The sequence below is a fragment of the Saccharopolyspora rhizosphaerae genome, assembly GCF_003931915.1.
Lineage (GTDB): Bacteria > Actinomycetota > Actinomycetes > Mycobacteriales > Pseudonocardiaceae > Saccharopolyspora > Saccharopolyspora rhizosphaerae.
The window spans coordinates 1-16,252 of record NZ_RSAA01000006.1 but is presented as its reverse complement, the minus strand read 5'-3'; the positions used below and the strand labels follow the sequence as shown (position 1 = coordinate 16,252).

Annotated in this window: 12 protein-coding genes and 1 pseudogene; 10 read left to right on the top strand and 3 right to left on the bottom strand. The window is 68.5% G+C overall.

Annotation, left to right across the window (positions count from 1 at the left end):
- Positions 1 to 35: 35 nt before the first annotated feature.
- The 9 genes from EIL87_RS05620 (at position 36) to EIL87_RS05580 (ending at position 12,630) form a co-directional block, all read left to right on the top strand.
- On the top strand, positions 36 to 1,604 hold the full coding sequence (locus tag EIL87_RS05620) for a class I adenylate-forming enzyme family protein (RefSeq protein WP_125089101.1): 1,569 nt from the start codon (positions 36 to 38) through the stop codon (positions 1,602 to 1,604).
- 8 nt (positions 1,605 to 1,612) lie between these two features.
- On the top strand, positions 1,613 to 4,057 hold the full coding sequence (locus EIL87_RS05615; RefSeq protein WP_125089100.1) for a xanthine dehydrogenase family protein molybdopterin-binding subunit: 2,445 nt from the start codon (positions 1,613 to 1,615) through the stop codon (positions 4,055 to 4,057).
- Positions 4,058 to 4,061: 4 nt separating this feature from the next.
- Complete coding sequence (locus EIL87_RS05610) at positions 4,062 to 4,841, top strand: enoyl-CoA hydratase/isomerase family protein (protein ID WP_125089099.1); 780 nt, start codon at positions 4,062 to 4,064, stop codon at positions 4,839 to 4,841.
- 8 nt (positions 4,842 to 4,849) lie between these two features.
- Entirely contained in the window at positions 4,850 to 5,737 is an 888-nt protein-coding gene (locus tag EIL87_RS05605) for an FAD binding domain-containing protein (protein ID WP_125089098.1), read from the top strand.
- Positions 5,734 to 6,957 carry a xanthine dehydrogenase family Fe-S subunit gene (locus tag EIL87_RS05600; RefSeq protein ID WP_125089097.1) on the top strand — a complete coding sequence of 408 codons (1,224 nt, stop codon included), beginning with the start codon at positions 5,734 to 5,736 and terminating at the stop codon, positions 6,955 to 6,957. Before EIL87_RS05605 ends, EIL87_RS05600 begins: the two co-directional genes overlap by 4 nt.
- Positions 6,957 to 8,342 (top strand): aldehyde dehydrogenase family protein, encoded by a 1,386-nt coding sequence (locus tag EIL87_RS05595; protein WP_125089096.1) that lies wholly within the window; start codon positions 6,957 to 6,959, stop codon positions 8,340 to 8,342. The genes EIL87_RS05600 and EIL87_RS05595 overlap by 1 nt, the downstream gene beginning before the upstream one ends.
- Positions 8,343 to 8,451: 109 nt before the next feature.
- Complete coding sequence (locus tag EIL87_RS05590) at positions 8,452 to 9,852, top strand: sodium:solute symporter family protein (protein ID WP_125089095.1); 1,401 nt, start codon at positions 8,452 to 8,454, stop codon at positions 9,850 to 9,852.
- The gene (locus tag EIL87_RS05585; protein WP_125089094.1) at positions 9,849 to 11,234 is read left to right on the top strand and encodes a UbiD family decarboxylase; all 1,386 of its coding nucleotides are present in this window, start codon (positions 9,849 to 9,851) and stop codon (positions 11,232 to 11,234) included. Before EIL87_RS05590 ends, EIL87_RS05585 begins: the two co-directional genes overlap by 4 nt.
- A gap of 55 nt (positions 11,235 to 11,289) precedes the next feature.
- The gene (locus EIL87_RS05580; RefSeq protein WP_125089093.1) at positions 11,290 to 12,630 is read left to right on the top strand and encodes an MFS transporter; all 1,341 of its coding nucleotides are present in this window, start codon (positions 11,290 to 11,292) and stop codon (positions 12,628 to 12,630) included.
- A gap of 552 nt (positions 12,631 to 13,182) precedes the next feature.
- Here the strand turns inward: EIL87_RS05580 and EIL87_RS05575 are convergent.
- On the bottom strand, positions 13,183 to 14,157 hold the full coding sequence (locus EIL87_RS05575; RefSeq protein WP_125089092.1) for a hypothetical protein: 975 nt from the start codon (positions 14,155 to 14,157) through the stop codon (positions 13,183 to 13,185).
- Positions 14,158 to 14,364: 207 nt separating this feature from the next.
- On the bottom strand, positions 14,365 to 14,634 hold the full coding sequence (locus EIL87_RS05570; protein WP_125089091.1) for a hypothetical protein: 270 nt from the start codon (positions 14,632 to 14,634) through the stop codon (positions 14,365 to 14,367).
- A gap of 234 nt (positions 14,635 to 14,868) precedes the next feature.
- Here EIL87_RS05570 and EIL87_RS05565 point away from each other — a divergent pair, with 234 nt between their 5' ends.
- Positions 14,869 to 15,732: a recombinase family protein gene (locus EIL87_RS05565; protein ID WP_233576049.1), complete on the top strand. Its 864-nt coding sequence runs from the start codon at positions 14,869 to 14,871 to the stop codon at positions 15,730 to 15,732.
- A gap of 371 nt (positions 15,733 to 16,103) precedes the next feature.
- Here the strand turns inward: EIL87_RS05565 and EIL87_RS05560 are convergent.
- Positions 16,104 to 16,252: pseudogene (locus tag EIL87_RS05560) on the bottom strand (electron transfer flavoprotein subunit alpha/FixB family protein); the annotation flags it as partial.

Here is a 16,252-nt window from a genome sequence, read left to right as displayed (position 1 = left end):
TGTTTCGCATCGCTGATGCTGCGAGAGGACTGAGAATGGATCTCGGGACAGTGCTGAGCTGGACCGCCGAGCGGTACCCCGCCAGACGTGCGGTTGGCGGCGAGCTCTCGATGACCTACGCGGAGTGGGACGCCCGCACCAACCAGCTGGCTCGGGCCTTGGCCGAGCTCGGCGTCGGGCACGGCGACAGGGTCGTGTTCCTGCTCGCCGGTGGCGAACCGATGGCCTCGCTGCACCTGGCCGCGCAGAAGCTCGGAGCCGTCTCGGTTCCGCTGTCGTTCCGCTTCGGTGCTGACGAGCTCGCCTACTGCTTGTCCGATGCGGCACCGAAGTTACTGGTCACCGATGAGCCCACGGTCGAGACGGCGAGCGCGGCGCTGCGACTCACCGAGCCCGTGCCGCACGCGCACGTCGGTGAAGGCGCTCCGGCCGGTGTCGCAGCGCTGCTGGAACTCGCCGCCGATCAGACCGAGAGCGCGATCGACGTGCAGGTCCGCGATTCCGACACGAGCGTCATGCTCTACACCTCCGGCACCACCGGGAAGCCGAAGGGCGTTCCGCGCACGCACCGGGCGGAGTTCCACGCCGCCGTCGCGCACCTGCACCAGAGCCGGTCGGCTCCCTTCGAGACGACCCTCGGTGTGATGCCCATGTTCCACACGATGGGCCTACGCACCCTGCTCTCCAGCGTGGTCAGCGCCGGGACCTGGGTCCCGCAGGTCCGCTTCGACGCCGAGGAATCGCTGGAGCTGATCACCCGCGAGCGGGTCTCCGCGCTGTACCTGGTGCCCACGATCTACTGGAGCCTGCTCGGCACGGGCCGGCTGGGGGAGACCGGGGTCCGCAAGCTCGCCTACGCCGGAGCCGCGATGACCCCCGCGCTGGCGGAGTCGCTCGTCGACGCGCTCGAACCCGATGTGTTCGTCAACCACTTCGGAAGCACCGAGATCTACACCTTCACCATCGGGCCGGACGTCGCGGCCAAACCGGGATGCGCCGGACGCCCCGGCGTGTTCACGCGGGTTCGCCTCGTCGATCCGCACCCGCAGGCCACGCCGGACGCGCTGGTCGGTGCCGGCGAGCAGGGGCAGATCGCGATCTCGATGGAGTCGCCGGAAGCGTTCGCCGGGTACTGGAACCGGCCCGACGCCGACGCGAAATCCATCCGCGGCGGCTGGTACTTCCCCGGCGATCTCGCCGTCGCGGACGAGGACGGCGACCTGTGGGTCTCCGGACGCGTCGACGACATGATCAATTCGGGTGGCGAGAACATCTACCCCGACGAGATCGAGGACGCGCTGATCCGCTGCCCGGAGGTCGCCGACGTCGTGGTCGTCGGGATGCCGGACGACCGTTGGGGGCAGGCCGTCACCGCGTTCTTCGTCCCCGCCGCGGGGCTGACACCGCAGGACGCCGCCGCCGCGCTGAGCGCCTACATCCGTTCCGGTTCCGGGCTGCCGCCGCTCAAGCGGCCCAAGAAGGTGGTCGCGGTCGCCGAGGTCCCCAAGTCGGCGGTGGGCAAGATCCTGCGCCGCGAACTCGCCGGCGGGCGGTTCAACCCGCTGGCAGAGCTGTCCGCTGCTTCGATCGGATCGCGAAAGTGAGCACCTCGATGACCCCTGCACGCACCACGGCACGCATCGAGGACCCTGCCCTGCTGACCGGGCGCGGCCGGTTCCTCGACGACCTCGATCCGCTGCCCGGCACGTTGACCGCGGCGATCGTGCGCAGCCCGCACCCGCACGCCCGCATCCGCGGCGTCGACCTCACCCGGGCTCGCGCGCACCCCGGCGTGGCGGCGGTCATCGGACCCGACGAGGTCCTCGAAGCGCTGAACCCGTTCCCGCTGTCGCTGAAGACGCCCATGCCGTACTACCCGACGGCGACCGATCGGGCGCGCTTCGTCGGCGAACCCGTGGCGGTCGTGGTCGCGGCCGACCGCTACGCCGCCGAGGACGCCGCCGAGCTGGTCGCGGTGGACTACGAACCGCTGCCGCCGGTGGTCGACGTCGAGGCTGCGTTGCGCCCCGAGGCGCCGCGGCTTCACGAGCACGCCGATGGCAACGTCGCCACCGACCGCACGTTCCACTTCGGTCCCGTGGACGAGCTCTTCGCCGCAGCCGATCACGTCGTCAGCGGCGAGTACCGGTTCCCGCGCTATTCGTCGACACCGATGGAGTGCTACTCGGTGATCGCCGAATGGCAGGACGAAGTGGACGGTCCGGCGATCGCGGCCTGGGCGAACTTCCACGGCCCGTTCTCCATGGTCCCGGTGATCGCGGGAGCGCTGGGCGTCCCGACCTCGCGGGTGCGGCTGATGATCCCCGCCGACAACGGCGGCAGCTTCGGCATCAAGGCCGGGATCTACCCCTACGTGGTGCTGATGGCGCTGGCCAGCAAGCACGCCGGCCGGCCCGTGCGCTGGACCGAGGACCGCAGCGAACACCTGCTGGCCAGCTCGGCGGGTTCGGACCGAGCGATGCGCTTCGAAGCGGCGGTCAACGCCGAGGGCAAGGTCCAGGCGCTGCGGGCGGATCTCGTCGACAACGTCGGCGCCTACCTGCGCCCGCCGGAACCGAGCACGCTCTACCGCTGCTTCGGCAACCTCACCGGCGCCTACGACGTCGAAGCCGTGCAGATCCGCTCGCGCGCGGTGGTGACCAACAAGACGCCGACCGGCCTCAACCGCGGTTTCGGCGGCCAGCAGCTCTACTTCGGGCTGGAGCGGCTGATGGACAAGATCGCCGCGACCTGCGGGGTCGACGCCGCCGAGATCCGCCAGCGCAACCTGGTGCAGGCCGACGCGTTCCCGTACCAGACGGCGACCGGCGGCATCTACGACTCGGGTGACTACCCGCAGGCATTGGCCCTGGCGTTGAAGAACGCCGACTACCCGGCGCTGCGGCAGCGCCAGCGGGAGGCGCGGGAGCGCGGCGAGCACTTCGGCATCGGGCTGGCCACCATCGTCGACCCGTCGGCGACCAACATCGGGTACGTGGGACTGGCCACTCCGGCCGAAGAACGCCCACCGGGGCGCGGGAAGTCGGGTTCCACCGAGCACGTTCGGGTCAGCGTCGACGTCAACGGGGTCGTCTCGGTCCTGCTGGGCACCGTCCCGCAAGGCCAGGGGCACGCCACGGTCGCGCAGCAGGTCGTGGCCGACAGGCTCGGACTGCCGCTCGAGAAGGTCCGGCCAGTGGTGGAGATGGACACGGCCACCACTCCGTGGACGATCAGCTCCGGCAGCTACTCGTCGAGGTTCGCGCCACTGCTGACCAGCGCGCTGGTCGAGGCCTGCGACCGGCTCGCCCGCACGATGCGGACGGCGGCCGGGTCGATGCTGGCACTGGACCCGGAGGAACTCGAACTCGCCGATGGGCGGATCCGGCACCGCGAGGACCACTCCAGGGCGGTGGAGTTCCGCCACGCCGCGGGCGTGGTGCACTGGGATCCCGGTTCATTGCCGGACGGCACCTCGGCCCGGTTGTACGAGGAGGCGGCCTTCACGCCGCCGCAGGCCAAGGCCGCCAGCCGGGGCGACCAGATCAACTCCAGCCTGTGCTACGGCTTCGTCGCCGAGCTCGTGGTCTGCCGGATCGACCCGCAGACCTACGAGCTCACCCTGGAGCTGGTGTCCACAGTGCACGACGCGGGCACCATCCTGAACCCGGTGCTGCTGGAGGGACAGGTCCACGGCGCCCTGGCGCACGCCATCGGCGGCGCGATGTACGAGGAGATGCGCTACTCCGACAACGGCCAGCCCACCTCCGCGACGTTCATGGACTACCTGTGCCCGACCACAGCGGAGGTCGGCTACGAGCTGCGCAGCGACCACCTGGAAACGCCCTCGCCGCTGACCCGCCTCGGCGCCAAGGGCTGCGGCGAAGGCAGCTGCATGAGCCTGCCCGTGGCCATCGCCAACGCGGTCGCCGACGCGCTCGCGCCGTCCGGCGCTGACATAACCACGTTGCCGATCCACGGCGACGTGATCCACCGCCTGCTCACCGCGGCGACAACGGATGCCGCGGTGCTCGAAGGAACAGAAGGGGAGAACTGACGACATGGCCCTCACCGGAGGCGAGATCAAGCTGACCCGCGGCCACGACGGCCGGGTCGCGTACCTGACGCTTGACCACGGCAAGTTCAACATCATCACCTGGGAGACCCGGCAGGTCATGGCCGACCGGTTCGCCGAGATCGACGCCGACGACGACATCCAGGTCGTGGTCATCCGAGGCGAAGGCGAGCACTTCTCCTCGGGCGGCGACATCGCCGGCTTCATGGAGGTCGACCCGATCGACTTCACCGACCTCGGCCACAACGTGACCGCGCCCTCCCGCAGCTCCAAGGTCGTCATCACCGCCGTCGACGGCTACTGCTTCGGCGTCGGGTTCGAACTCGCGCTGTCCTCGGACATCCGCGTGGCGACCGAGCGCAGCCAGTTCGCGCTGCCCGAGATGAACCTCGGCATGATCCCGGGCTCCGGCGGAACGCAACGCCTCGCCCGGCTGATCGGGCTCTCCCGCGCCAAGTACCACGTGCTGACCGCGTCCCGGATCAACGCCGCCGACGCCAAGGACTGGGGACTGGTCGCCGACCTGGCCGCCGATCGAGCGGAGCTCGACGACAAGGTGGAGAAGCTCGTGACCAAGTTGGTCGGGTTCTCCCCGCTCGCCGCGCGCACCGCCAAGGAGGTCCTCGACCGCGGCGTCGACGCCCCGCTGTACAGCGGGATCGAGCTGGAGCGCAAGGCCTACGCGATGCTGCGCTCCAGCAAGGACTTCGCCGAAGGCGTGGCCGCGTTCAACGAGAAGCGCGCCCCGAAGTTCCAGGGGCGGTGAGGATCTAGATGAAGGCCGCACCTTTCGCGTACGCACGCCCCGCGGCGTTGTCCGACGCCGTTGCCGAACTCGTCGACGCCGACGGAGGCGGCAAGGTCATCGCCGGCGGGCAATCCCTGGTGCCGGTGCTGGCCATGCGGCTGGCGCGGCCGACCACCCTGGTGGACATCAACGCGGTCACCGGGCTCGACGCGCTGCGGACGGTCGGCGACCGGCTGGAGGTCGGCGCCACCGTCCGGCAGCGTCGAGTGGAGCACGCGCCCGAGTCCGCTCGGGTGCCGCTGCTGCGGCTCGCGCTGCCCTGGGTCGGGCACCGCGAACTGCGCAGCCGTGGCACGGTCTGCGGAAGCCTGGCGCACGCCGACCCGGCCGCCGAGCTCCCGGCGGTCGCTAGCTGCCTGGACGCGGAGCTGACGCTGACGGGTCCCGGAGGCGAACGCGTCGTTCGAGCCCGTGAGTTCTTCGACGGGGCGATGACGACCGCACTGCGCCCGGAGGACGTCCTGTCGGCGGTCTCCTTCCCCGTGGCCGGGCCGCGCGAGGGCTTCGGATTCGCGGAGATCGCGCGCAGGCACGGCGACTTCGCGTTGGCCGGCGTGGCAGCGCACGTCCGCGTCGACGACGCCGGAGGCGTGTCCGCCGCGACGATGACGGCCTTCGGCGTCTCCGACCGGCCCGTCACCCGTGACCTGACCAGCCTGGTCCGCACGACCGGTGGAGACCAAGCCGAACTGGCCGATGCGCTCGACGACGTGGTGCGCGAGGTCGTCGACACCGACGGCGACGTGCACGCGTCGAACGGCTACCGGCGGCGCCTCCTGCGCGCGCTGGCGGCCCGGGAAATGGCCAAGGCGCATCGCCGCGCGGTGCGCGGCACAGCGGAGGTGGAATCATGACGAGCACTGAAGAACCCGTGCAGGAGGGCCTTCGACCGGTCCGCGCAGAAGCCGGCGAGACCGTCGAGGTGAGGTTCACCGTCAACGGCACACCCGCGGTGCTGAACCTCCCCGCCCGCGTCACGCTGGCGGACGCGCTGCGCGACCACCTGGGACTGACCGGGACCCACGTCGGATGCGAGCACGGGGTCTGCGGGATGTGCACCGTGCTGGTCGACGGCGAGGCCGCCCGCGCGTGCCTGCTGTTCGCCTGCCAGCTCGACGGCGCTGAGGTCGTCACCGTCGAGGGGCTCGGGCGCCCGGACGACCTGCACCCGCTGCAGGAGTCCTTCGGCCGGAACCACGCCCTGCAATGCGGTTTCTGCACCCCGGGCTTCCTGCTCAGCTCTTACGACCTGCTCAGCAACAAGCCCGAGGTCACCGACGAGGAGCTCCCCTCGGAGCTGTCCGGCGTGATCTGCCGCTGCACCGGATACCGGAACATCCTGACCGCCGTCTCCCAAACGCGCGCCGCGCACCCGGAGGGAATCCCCGAACCGGGCAACTGCGCCAGGCGGGCGTTGGTCGGCCGCTCCGGCGGTCAGTCGGCGACGGTCGTCGAGGAGCGCGCGGAACCTTCGGGCGAAGCCGACAGGAACGTGGAGATCGTGCTCCCCGAGGGAGACCCGACGATCGCGGTGCAGGTGGACACCGCCTTGGACGTGCCGTTCGACGAGGTGTGGCGCGTGCTCGACGACGTGCGCGTGCTGGCGGGATGCCTCCCCGGCGCGGAGCTCACCGAGGAACTCGGCGAGCAGCTCTACGCCGGACGGGCACGGGTCGCGGTCGGTCCCATCAAGCTCTCGTTCCACGGGATCGCCCGGGTACTCGAACAGGACCGGGAAACCGGGACGATCCGCGTGCTCGCGCAGGGGCAGGACACCGGAGGGGCGCAAACCCAGGCCGACATCACGCTGCGGGCGCACGCCACCGCAGCGGGGACGGAACTCCGCGCCGACGCGGCCGTGTACCTGACCGGCCGAATCGCCCAGTTCGGCCGAGCGCTGGCGGGCGACATCAGCCGACGCATGTTCGAGCAGTTCGCCGACTCGGTCCGCCAGGCCGCCACCACCGGAGAAGCACCGCAGCAGTCCCACGCCGCGCCGAGCGCGTTCCGGATGATGTTCGGCACCTTGCTGGACCGGATCAAGCGAATCGGCCGTCCCCGAGGTGGGAAGTGATGAAAACACCCCTCCAGCCGGTCAACCCGGCGACGCTCGAACCTCTGGAAATCGCGGAACAAGCCACGGACGCCGAGATCGGCGAAGCCGTGTCGGAAGCGACGCGCGCCATGCGCACCGGGTGGCCGCGAGATCACAGGCTCCGGGCGCAGTCCCTGAACGCCTGGGCGGACCTGCTCAGCGACCACAGCTCGGAACTCGCCGACGACCTGGTGCGAGAAACCGGGAAACCCATCGGTGAAGCGCGCAAGGAGGTCGCGGGCGCGATCGATTCCCTGCGGTTCAACGCCGGTCTCGCCAGGCTTCCGCTGGGCCGTGCCGCCGGTCTTCCCGACGGGAGCGAGGCGCACCTGGTGCGCGAACCGGTCGGCCCGACGGTGTTCATCACCCCGTGGAACTGGCCCGTGCTGCTGTTGCTGCGCGATCTGGCTCCGGCGTTCGCCGCCGGAGTGACGGCGCTCGTCAAGCCCGCCCCGCAGACCACGCACATCACCCGACGCGTGATCGCGCTCGGCCACCGGGCCGGAGTGCCACCGGAGGTGCTCCACGTGCTCCCCGGTGACGCCGAGGTGGGCGCTGAACTCGTGGCCCACCCCGACACCAGAGCCGTCGCGATCACCGGCTCGACCGAGGCCGGGCAAGCGGTCATGCGCGCCGCTGCCGCCACCATGACCAGGCCGCTGCTGGAACTGGGCGGCAAGGCCTCGATGCTCGTGCTGGCGGACGCCGACCTGGAAGCCGCGGTGGAGGCGGCCGCCCGTGCCGCCGTGATCACGAGCGGACAGATGTGCATGGCGTGCACCAGAATCCTCGTGCACGCGCGCCACGCGAAGGACGCCGAGGAACTGCTGCGCGAACGACTGGCGGCCTTGACGCCGGGAGATCCGAGGGACGAGAGCACCGATCTCGGTCCGCTGATATCCGAAGCCGCGGTGAACAAGGTCCTCAACGCCGTCGACCGCGCGCGGGAGGACGGTCGCGTCCTCGTCGGCGGGCAACAGGCGCACCCCGACGGCCTGCCAGGTCATTTCCTCACGCCCGCGCTCGTGTCCGAACTGGATCCGCGATCACCCGTGGTGCAGGAGGACCTCTTCGGTCCGCTGCTGTCGCTGGAGGTCTTCGACTCCGACGAGGACGCGATCGAGTTGGCCAACGCCACGTCCTTCGGGCTCGCCGCAGCGGTGTGGACGCGTGATCTCACGCGCGGCTTCGCCGTGGCGCGCGAGCTGCAGTCCGGAACCGTGTGGCTGAACGGGTACAACCACTCCTACGCCGAGATGCCCTCCGGCGGCGTGCGGATGTCCGGGATGGGCCGCACCCGCGGTGTCGAGGGCGTCGAGCAGTTCACCGAGCTCAAGCACGTGCACTTCCCGGTCGGGCTATAACCCGAGCCAATAGGAGCTATGCGCAACAGGTTCTGGCTGGTCCTCTCACACCGGTCTAACTTCGCTCGTAGTTTCTCTGGCCGCAACGGAGCGGCGTTGGAGGGTTCCCTTGCAATCAGGTTGGTTAGTAGTTCTCATCGTCGCGGGCTACATCGCGTTGCTCGCCCTGATCAGCTTCCTGGCCGGGCGGTCGACACGCACCGCGTCAGGATTCACCAGCGGCGGCAAGAGCTTTCCCGCCGTCCTCATCGGATTCCTGCTCGCGTCCGAGTTCATCGGCACGAGCGCGAGCATCGGAACCGCGCAGGAGGCTTACGAATCCGGCATCTCGTCCGCGTGGAACATCGTCTCGCTGGGAATCGGTTTCGTGCTCTTCGCCTTCCTGCTGGCGCGCAAGTTCAGCGCGCTGGGGGAGAACACGATCTCCGGTGCCCTCGACCGCTACTACGGGAGGAGGGTGCGCACCGCGACTTCGATGATCATGGTCTGCTCCTTGCTGATCGTCGCCGTCTCGGTCTACGCCAGCGGTGGTGCGATCCTGAGTGGACTCCTCGGCGTCGACCAGGACCTGGCCGTCGTCCTGGTCGGTGTGCTTGCCACGTTCTACGTGGTGGTGGGCGGCATGCGATCGGTCGTCTACACCAACGTCGTGCACGCGATCGTGAAGATGGCCGGGGTGATCATCCTCGCGATCATCGGCGCTCAGCGCGCAGGAGGCGTGGACGGGCTGCGAGCAGCGCTGCCGCCGACGATGTTCTCCTGGCACGGAGTGGGTTTCGGGCAGATCTTCGCGTGGCTGATCGCCGGTGTGGGTGCCATCTTCGCGACCCAGTACGTCGTGCAGGCGATCACCACCGCAGGCAACGCCCACCGCGCGCAGCGAGCCGGGTTCTACTCGGCGCTGATCCTGGTTCCCTACGGTCTGCTCGCCGCGTTCATCGGCATGTGCAGCGCGGTGGTCTACCCGCACATCAAGAGCATCCAGGCCATGCCCGCGTTCGCCATGGACATCGACCCGGTCTTGGCCGGGATCGTCGTCGCCGGGCTCGCCGGTGCGATGTTCGGAACCATCGCGGCACTGGTCATCGGCGCTTCCACGCTGCTGCTCAAGGACTTCTACCAGCCGCACTTCAACGTCGCCGGGGACGACCGCCGCGACGTGCTGTTCCTCCGGGTGGCGACGGTGGTGACCGGCTTGGTGCCGATCGCGCTGGCGCTGTTCGCCACCGATGTGCTCACCGTGACTTTCCTGGCCAAATCGCTGCGCGCGGCACTGGCGGTGCTGGTGCTGCTGATGTTCTACGCGCCTCGGTACGGGACGAGGACCGGTGCGTTCTGGGCCATCGTGCTCGCGCTGCCGACCACCATCGGCTGGTTCCTGCTCGGTGACCCCTTCGGCATCGACAACGCCTACATCGCGGTCGCAACGCCCTTGCTGGTGATGACCTGCACCCACCTCACATCGGGCCGGTCGAAGACCGTCCCGGCGGTCACCGGGGAGAAGAGATGACGAACAACGCCTTGCCCGTCGGCGCTGATCTGCGCGGCTGGCTGGACCACCTGCAGGCGACCGGACGCCTGTCGGCAGCCAGGCCGGGAGTGGACCTGCGGTTCGAGCTGTCCGGAATCGCCAGCCGGCTCGACGGCGACCGCGCGGTGGTCTTCGGGAAGCCCGGCGGGAAGGACATCACCGTCGTGTCCGGGCTGCTGTCGCGCCGCGAGTGGATGGCAGAAGCGCTCGGGGTCGCCGAGACGGAACTCATCGACCGCTTCCAGCAGGCGTGCCAAGACCCCGTTCCGTGGACCGAGGTCGAGCACGCCCCGTGCCAGGAGGAGGTGATCCGAGAGGTCGACCTCGGCTCGCTGCCCGTTCCCACGCACAACGAGCACGACCACGGCCCGTACATCACCGCGGGTCTGCTCATCGCGCGCAACCCGACGACCGGGTCCCAGAACGTGTCCATCCACCGCCTGCAGGTCAGCGGGCCGGACCGGCTCGGGGCGCTCTTGCTGCCCAGGCACACGGCCGCGTTCTTCGGACAAGCCGAAGCCTCGGGCACCGACCTGGAGGTGGCGATCGCCATCGGCGTCGACCCGCTCACCTTGATGTCCTCGCAAGCGGCGGTACCGATCGACCACGACGAACTGGAGATCGCCGGTGCGCTGCGCGGCAGCCCGCTGCCGGTGACCAAGGCGGTCACCAACGAGGTCCGGGTTCCCGCCGACGCGGAGATCGTGCTGGAAGGCAGGCTGCTCGCCGATGTCCGGGAGCCGGAGGGGCCCTTCGGCGAATTCCCCCAGTACTACGGTCCTCGCGCCGACCGCCACGTGGTGTGCATCGACGCGATAACGCACCGCCGAGACCCGATCTACCACACCATCGTCGGCGGTGGACTGGAACACCTGCTGCTGGGGTGCATTCCGCGCGAAGGCTCCTTCCTGGCGCACCTAAGGCAGAACTTCCAGTGCGTGCAAGCCGTGCACCTGCCGCGCGGTGGCGTGTGCCGCTACCACCTCTACGTACAGGTCCGCGATCCCGAACCCGGCGAGGTGAAGAACTTGATTCTCGCGGCGCTGGGCGCGCACTACGACATCAAGCACGTGACGGTGGTCGACTCCGATGTGGACGTCTTCGACCCGGACGAGGTCGAGTGGGCCGTTGCCACCCGCTTCCAGGCCGACCGCGATCTGGTGCTCGTCGGTGGCGCGCAAGGATCACGACTCGATCCGTCCACAGCGGACGGTGTTGGAGCGAAGATGGGGCTCGACGCGACGATTCCGCCCGTCGACGACGAAGGCCGGTTCACCAGGATCCGCGTTCCGGGAGCGGAGGAGATCGACCTGGAACGCGCCGTGGCCCCCGCGCCGACGAACTGGCGCTCCGAACGTTGAAACGCACGAACTTTTCCGCAACACCACACCAACAGACCTCGATGAGGAGGTGGACATGTCCACTGCGAGCACCGGACTGTCCAGAAGGGCCACGCTGTACGCGAGCTTCGCCTCGGTAGCGGGGTGGGCGTTCGACCTGTTCGATCTGTTCATCCTGCTCTACGTCGCCAGCACCGTCGGCGACCTGATCTTCCCGGTGGCGAGCCCGACCTTGAGCCTCGCCGCGGTCTACGCCTCGTTCGCGGTGAGCGTGCTGCTCCGCCCGGCCGGCGCGGCGATCTTCGGAGCGGTCGCCGATCGCAACGGGCGCAAGCAGACGATGGTCATCGTGCTGGCCGGCGTGGGGTTGTCCACCGCGGCGATGGGTGCCGTGCCGACCTACGCGGCAGCCGGTATCGCCGCACCGCTGCTGTTCCTGGCGCTGCGCCTGGTGCAGGGCGTGTTCGTCGGCGGTGTCGTCGCGGCGACGCACACCCTGGGCACCGAGAGCGTCGGTCAGCGCTGGCGAGGCCTGATCTCCGGGCTGATCGGTGGCGGCGGCGCGGGCATCGGTGCGGCCCTGGCCAGCGGTGTGTTCCTCCTGGTCAGCGCGATCTTCCCGGGCGAGCAGTTCAACGTCTGGGGGTGGCGCGTCATGTTCTTCGCCGGGCTCATGGCGGCGCTGATCAGCTTCCTCGTGCTTCGCGGGGTCGAGGAATCGCCGCTGTGGAAGGCGCAGCAGCAGACCCCCGGTCCGAAGACGCGCTTCACCGACCTGGCCCGTGGCGGCAGGGGAGGGCTGCTCGTGCTGAACCTGGTGCTGGTCTCCGGCGCCGGTTCGCAGTACTACCTGACCTCCGGTTTCCTCCCCACGTTGCTGGGCAAGGTCAGCGGGGTCGCCCAGAGCGCGCAGGGCATGATCCTGCTGGTCTCGAGTCTGGGCGTGATCGTGGCCGCCGTTGCCGCGGGCGAGCTCAGCGAGCACTTCGGACGCCGGCGCACGATGCTGGTGATCGGGTCGTTCAACCTCGTCGCTCTGCCCTTGCTGGTGTGGCTGATCACCAGCACCGATCCGGCGAGCACCAGCCTGATCATGTTCTACGCGTCGGCCCTGGCCTTCTTCGCCAACGCTGCCTACGCCCCGGTCCTGGTGTTCCTCAACGAACGCTATCCGACGGCGCTGCGAGGACGGGGAACCGCGATCTGCTGGAACCTCGGTTTCATGGTCGGTGGTCTGATGCCGAGCTTCGTCAACCTCGCCAGCCCGCAGCTGGCGGACGTGCCCGGTCGACTCATGGTGTTCCTGTTCGTGATGGTCCTGGTCTTCATCGTCGCGGGAGCGCTGAGCCCGGAGACCCGTGGCGCCATGAATGCTGAGGAGACCGAGCGACGAGAGGTGCAGCCCGCGGTCGAATGAGAGTTTCCGCAGTTCGTCGCACACAAGACGGGCGGTCCCAACGCTGCTGGGACCGCCCGTGCTTCGTCGCGGGTGGCGAGCTCGCGCGCGGTTGCAAGATCCGTTATCCGGGCCCGTCCTGCGATGACTGCGGAATCACTGGCGTGTTACTGGTAGGTCCGATTCCGTGTTGTCGGCTGAGGTCCTGCGCCAGGTGCTGAACAGGGCACTGGACAACCTGCAGGCCCAGGCGCGGGAACTCGACAACGACGTCTTCTGGTCCGTTCCGCCCGAACTCACCTACGACGTCTACACCCAGCCGGAAACAGACCAGTTGACCGTGGGTAGCTCTCGGAATCATGGAGCAACCTCGCGGGCTGAACGAAGCCGGCGGCCAGGCCCCGCCGTATGCGTTGGTATGGCTGGATGACGTCCGCAAAAGCGCTCGGCCACCAGACCCGTTAGCAGACCTACGCGGGGTGACGACGGCATCACTGACGTTTCTGTTTCGGTTTGACGGTCCAGAGCCGCATCCGTTGGAGTGATGTCGTCCGTGGGCTGGGTGTCGTGGTTTCAGGTGGTTTTGCGGACGAGTCCGGTGTATCCGGCGACGAAGAGGGTGGCGAAGGCCCAGCCGAGCATGTGCAGGATGTAGCTGGTGGCGAAGAAGACCTGCCCGGCAGGGGTGGTGGTGGCGAACTCGCAGCGTTTCGCGCCGCCGGTCTTGAGCAGTGGGAGGGCGGTGTCCGCAGCGAGACCGAAGGCCTCCGCTGGTGAGCAGCCACCGCCTGGTGGCGTTGCTCGGGTGGTGATTCCGAGCGCGAAAGCGGCGAGTGACGTGATGCCTGCTAGGAGGCAGACGCCTGCTAGGTATCCGAGGGCGCGGAATGGCCGGTGGCCGTGGCCGATGAAGGCGCCGCTTGCGAGGTGGAGGAGTTTGCGTCCGCCGCCGAGTTCGCCGTGCTTGCGGAAGTCGCGTTGTTGGGCGATGAGGATTTCGCGGGCTTCGCGCTCGTGTCCTGCGGCGCGGTGGACGGCGGCCAGTTGTTGGTAGGGCTGGGCGGCGTAGGCGGGGGTGTGGTGGGCAAGGAGCGTGAGCCATTCCTGGTGCGTCGTCCTGCGCGGTACGAACGGGTACTGCAGGCCGTTCAGGCTGACGAGGACTGAGCTGTTTCCGGAATGGACGAGTGCGCGTGTTGGGAGGATGAGGTCGGAGCTGATTCGCGCACCGATCACGACCAGTCCGGGGCCGTCGTTGGTGGAATTGGACAAGGACGCGTCGTTGAGGTTGAGCTGGCCGGTGACGGAGGCACCTTGGAGGCGGATGGTGCCTCGTTCGCAGTCGGAGCAGGCGGTGAACCCTTCGTTGAGGAAGATGCTCCCGGCGACGGTGAGCCAGTCCGCGTTGAGGGCTGGGCCGTTGGTGCACTGCAGCCGTGTGCCGTCGAGTTCGAATGGTCCCGTGACCGTGGCGCCGAGGAAGCAGAAGGTGCCGTGGGTGCTGTTCGAGCTGCCGATGCTGTCGGTGAGGAAGAGGCCGTTGCCCATAGTGATCCGCTCGGCGTTGAGCGCCGGCGTGGTGGAAGCGTCTAATCGCGCGTCGGTCAGGCTGAGTTGCCCGGAGATGTTCGCGCCGATCAGGTGCAGGCGCTGAGTGCGAACGCGGCTGAGCTGCAGGTCGTGCTCGCAGACGAAGTCAGCGGCTTCCAGCGCGGGGAAGGTGCTGCCTGAGAGGTCGAGGTGCGGCAGATGAGCTCAGGTGAGGCTGATCGGCTCCTCGTGCGAGCATTCCCGGAGCGTCAACGGGACCTCGGTGCGCACATCGGCGAGGTCCAGTTCACCGATGATCCGGGCTCCGCGGAGTCGCACACCACGTGGGTCTGGTTCGTCGGTGTACCTGCCTCGCAACAGGTCCCGGATGACCACGGCACGGACATCGCGGGCCTGTTCGGCCGAGAGGTTCAGCAGCACTCCGGACTGCGCGCTCTCGATCAGTCGCCGTTCCACCTCCGTTGGTTCAACCATGCTAAAGATCGTAAAAGAACTCAAGGGCGCTCAGGCAGTCCGACAAGGTTCCAGCGATCGACTGCGTTGCGCACTCGTTCGGCGAAATCCGTGAGTTTCTGGCCCGCCAGCATGCAAGTCGCTTGACAGGATTCTCTTCATAGTTGGCGACGATCAGGGCAACGCGGCAGTCGTCTCTGTGGCAGGGTCGAGTTCCGCGACCGCAGCACTGTCCGGAAGTTCAAGGTGGGTGAGGTGGATTTCGAGCAGCGGGCGAGCGGGCGGACCGTGGCGGGGTTGGCGCGGGAGCTCAACGAACGTGGGGTGCAGTGTCCGTCGGGTGCTGATCGGGTTCGGAATCCGCACCGGCCGGGACAGGCGTGGATGGTGCGGACGGTGACCGGGATTCTGGAGAACCCGCGGTACACGGGGCGGGAGGTGTGGAACCGCCACAGCACCGACAGCCGTGGTGGCGACCATGCCCGCCGGGCCGGGGGAGCAGCCAGGCGGACGCAGGCGAAGGACTGGGTGCTGTCGGACCGCCAGGTGCATCCCGCCTTGGTCTCGGACGAGCTGTTCTTGGCGGTGCAAGGCATGCGCACGGCACGGAGAACGCAGGACGGGGACACCCGCCGGTATGCGTTAGCGGGGTTGCTGGTGTGTGACGTGTGCGGGCGTCGGTTGTATTCGCATTGGGTCAACGGTCGCGCTGGATACCGCTGCAGGCACGGTTACACCAGCGCCCGCGGCCGACCACCGCACGCGGCCAAGAACGTCTACGTCCGGGAAGACAGGCTGCTCGTCGACCTCCGCGAGCGGCTGCTCGCGAGACCTGGATGCGAGCCGACGGAGATGGCAGATCACCTCCGGCGACGGGGGCAGGTGATCGTGTGCACGGGAAGCAGCTGGACGCTCGAAGACACCGCGAGCTTGCCTGCCAGGATCACACCCGGCTTCGGCGGCATGCAGCTGCTACTGCCATGGAATGATCCCGGTGCGGAGAAACAAGAACCGTGGCAAGCGCTCGAACGAACGTTCACCACGGTTCATGGGGTAATTGCGTGTCCGAGACGGACTTGCACACTATTCACTCGCCTTCTGCTTCCCGAGATCGGTTGAAGCAGGGGACTTATTGCTGTCCCAGGCGTCCCATTGCGAGCCCGCGTGGGACACCGTGCTGGGACAGGTCGGGTTGTTCTGTGAACTGCGAAAACGCGGATTGATCCGGGTCGGGGACGGGTGTTGCTGGGTGTCCCGACGTGTCCCTGGCCCGGTTTTGAGGCTCCAGCGAGCGTCAGCCAGTGGGCCGTAGAGGCGTGTCCCGCAGCGTTCCGCTTGGGTCGTGGCGTGTTGTGCGGCCGGGCTCAGGTGGCTGGCGTGTGGTGCTGGTTGGATAAGGGAAGCCTGGCTCTTCCGGAATGAGGTAATCCAGCCGAGCTGGTGCGGGCCGTGCTCCGGTGGGAGCACGGCCCGCTTCGCGCGTCTGGGGATCAGCCCTTGCGCTTGGTGATCTCCTCGGTGAGCTGCGGGGCGACCTTGAACAGATCACCCACGACGCCGTAGTCGGCGATCTCGAAGATCGGCGCCTCCGGGTCCTTGTTCACCGCGACGATCGTCTTCGACGTCTGCATGCCCGCGC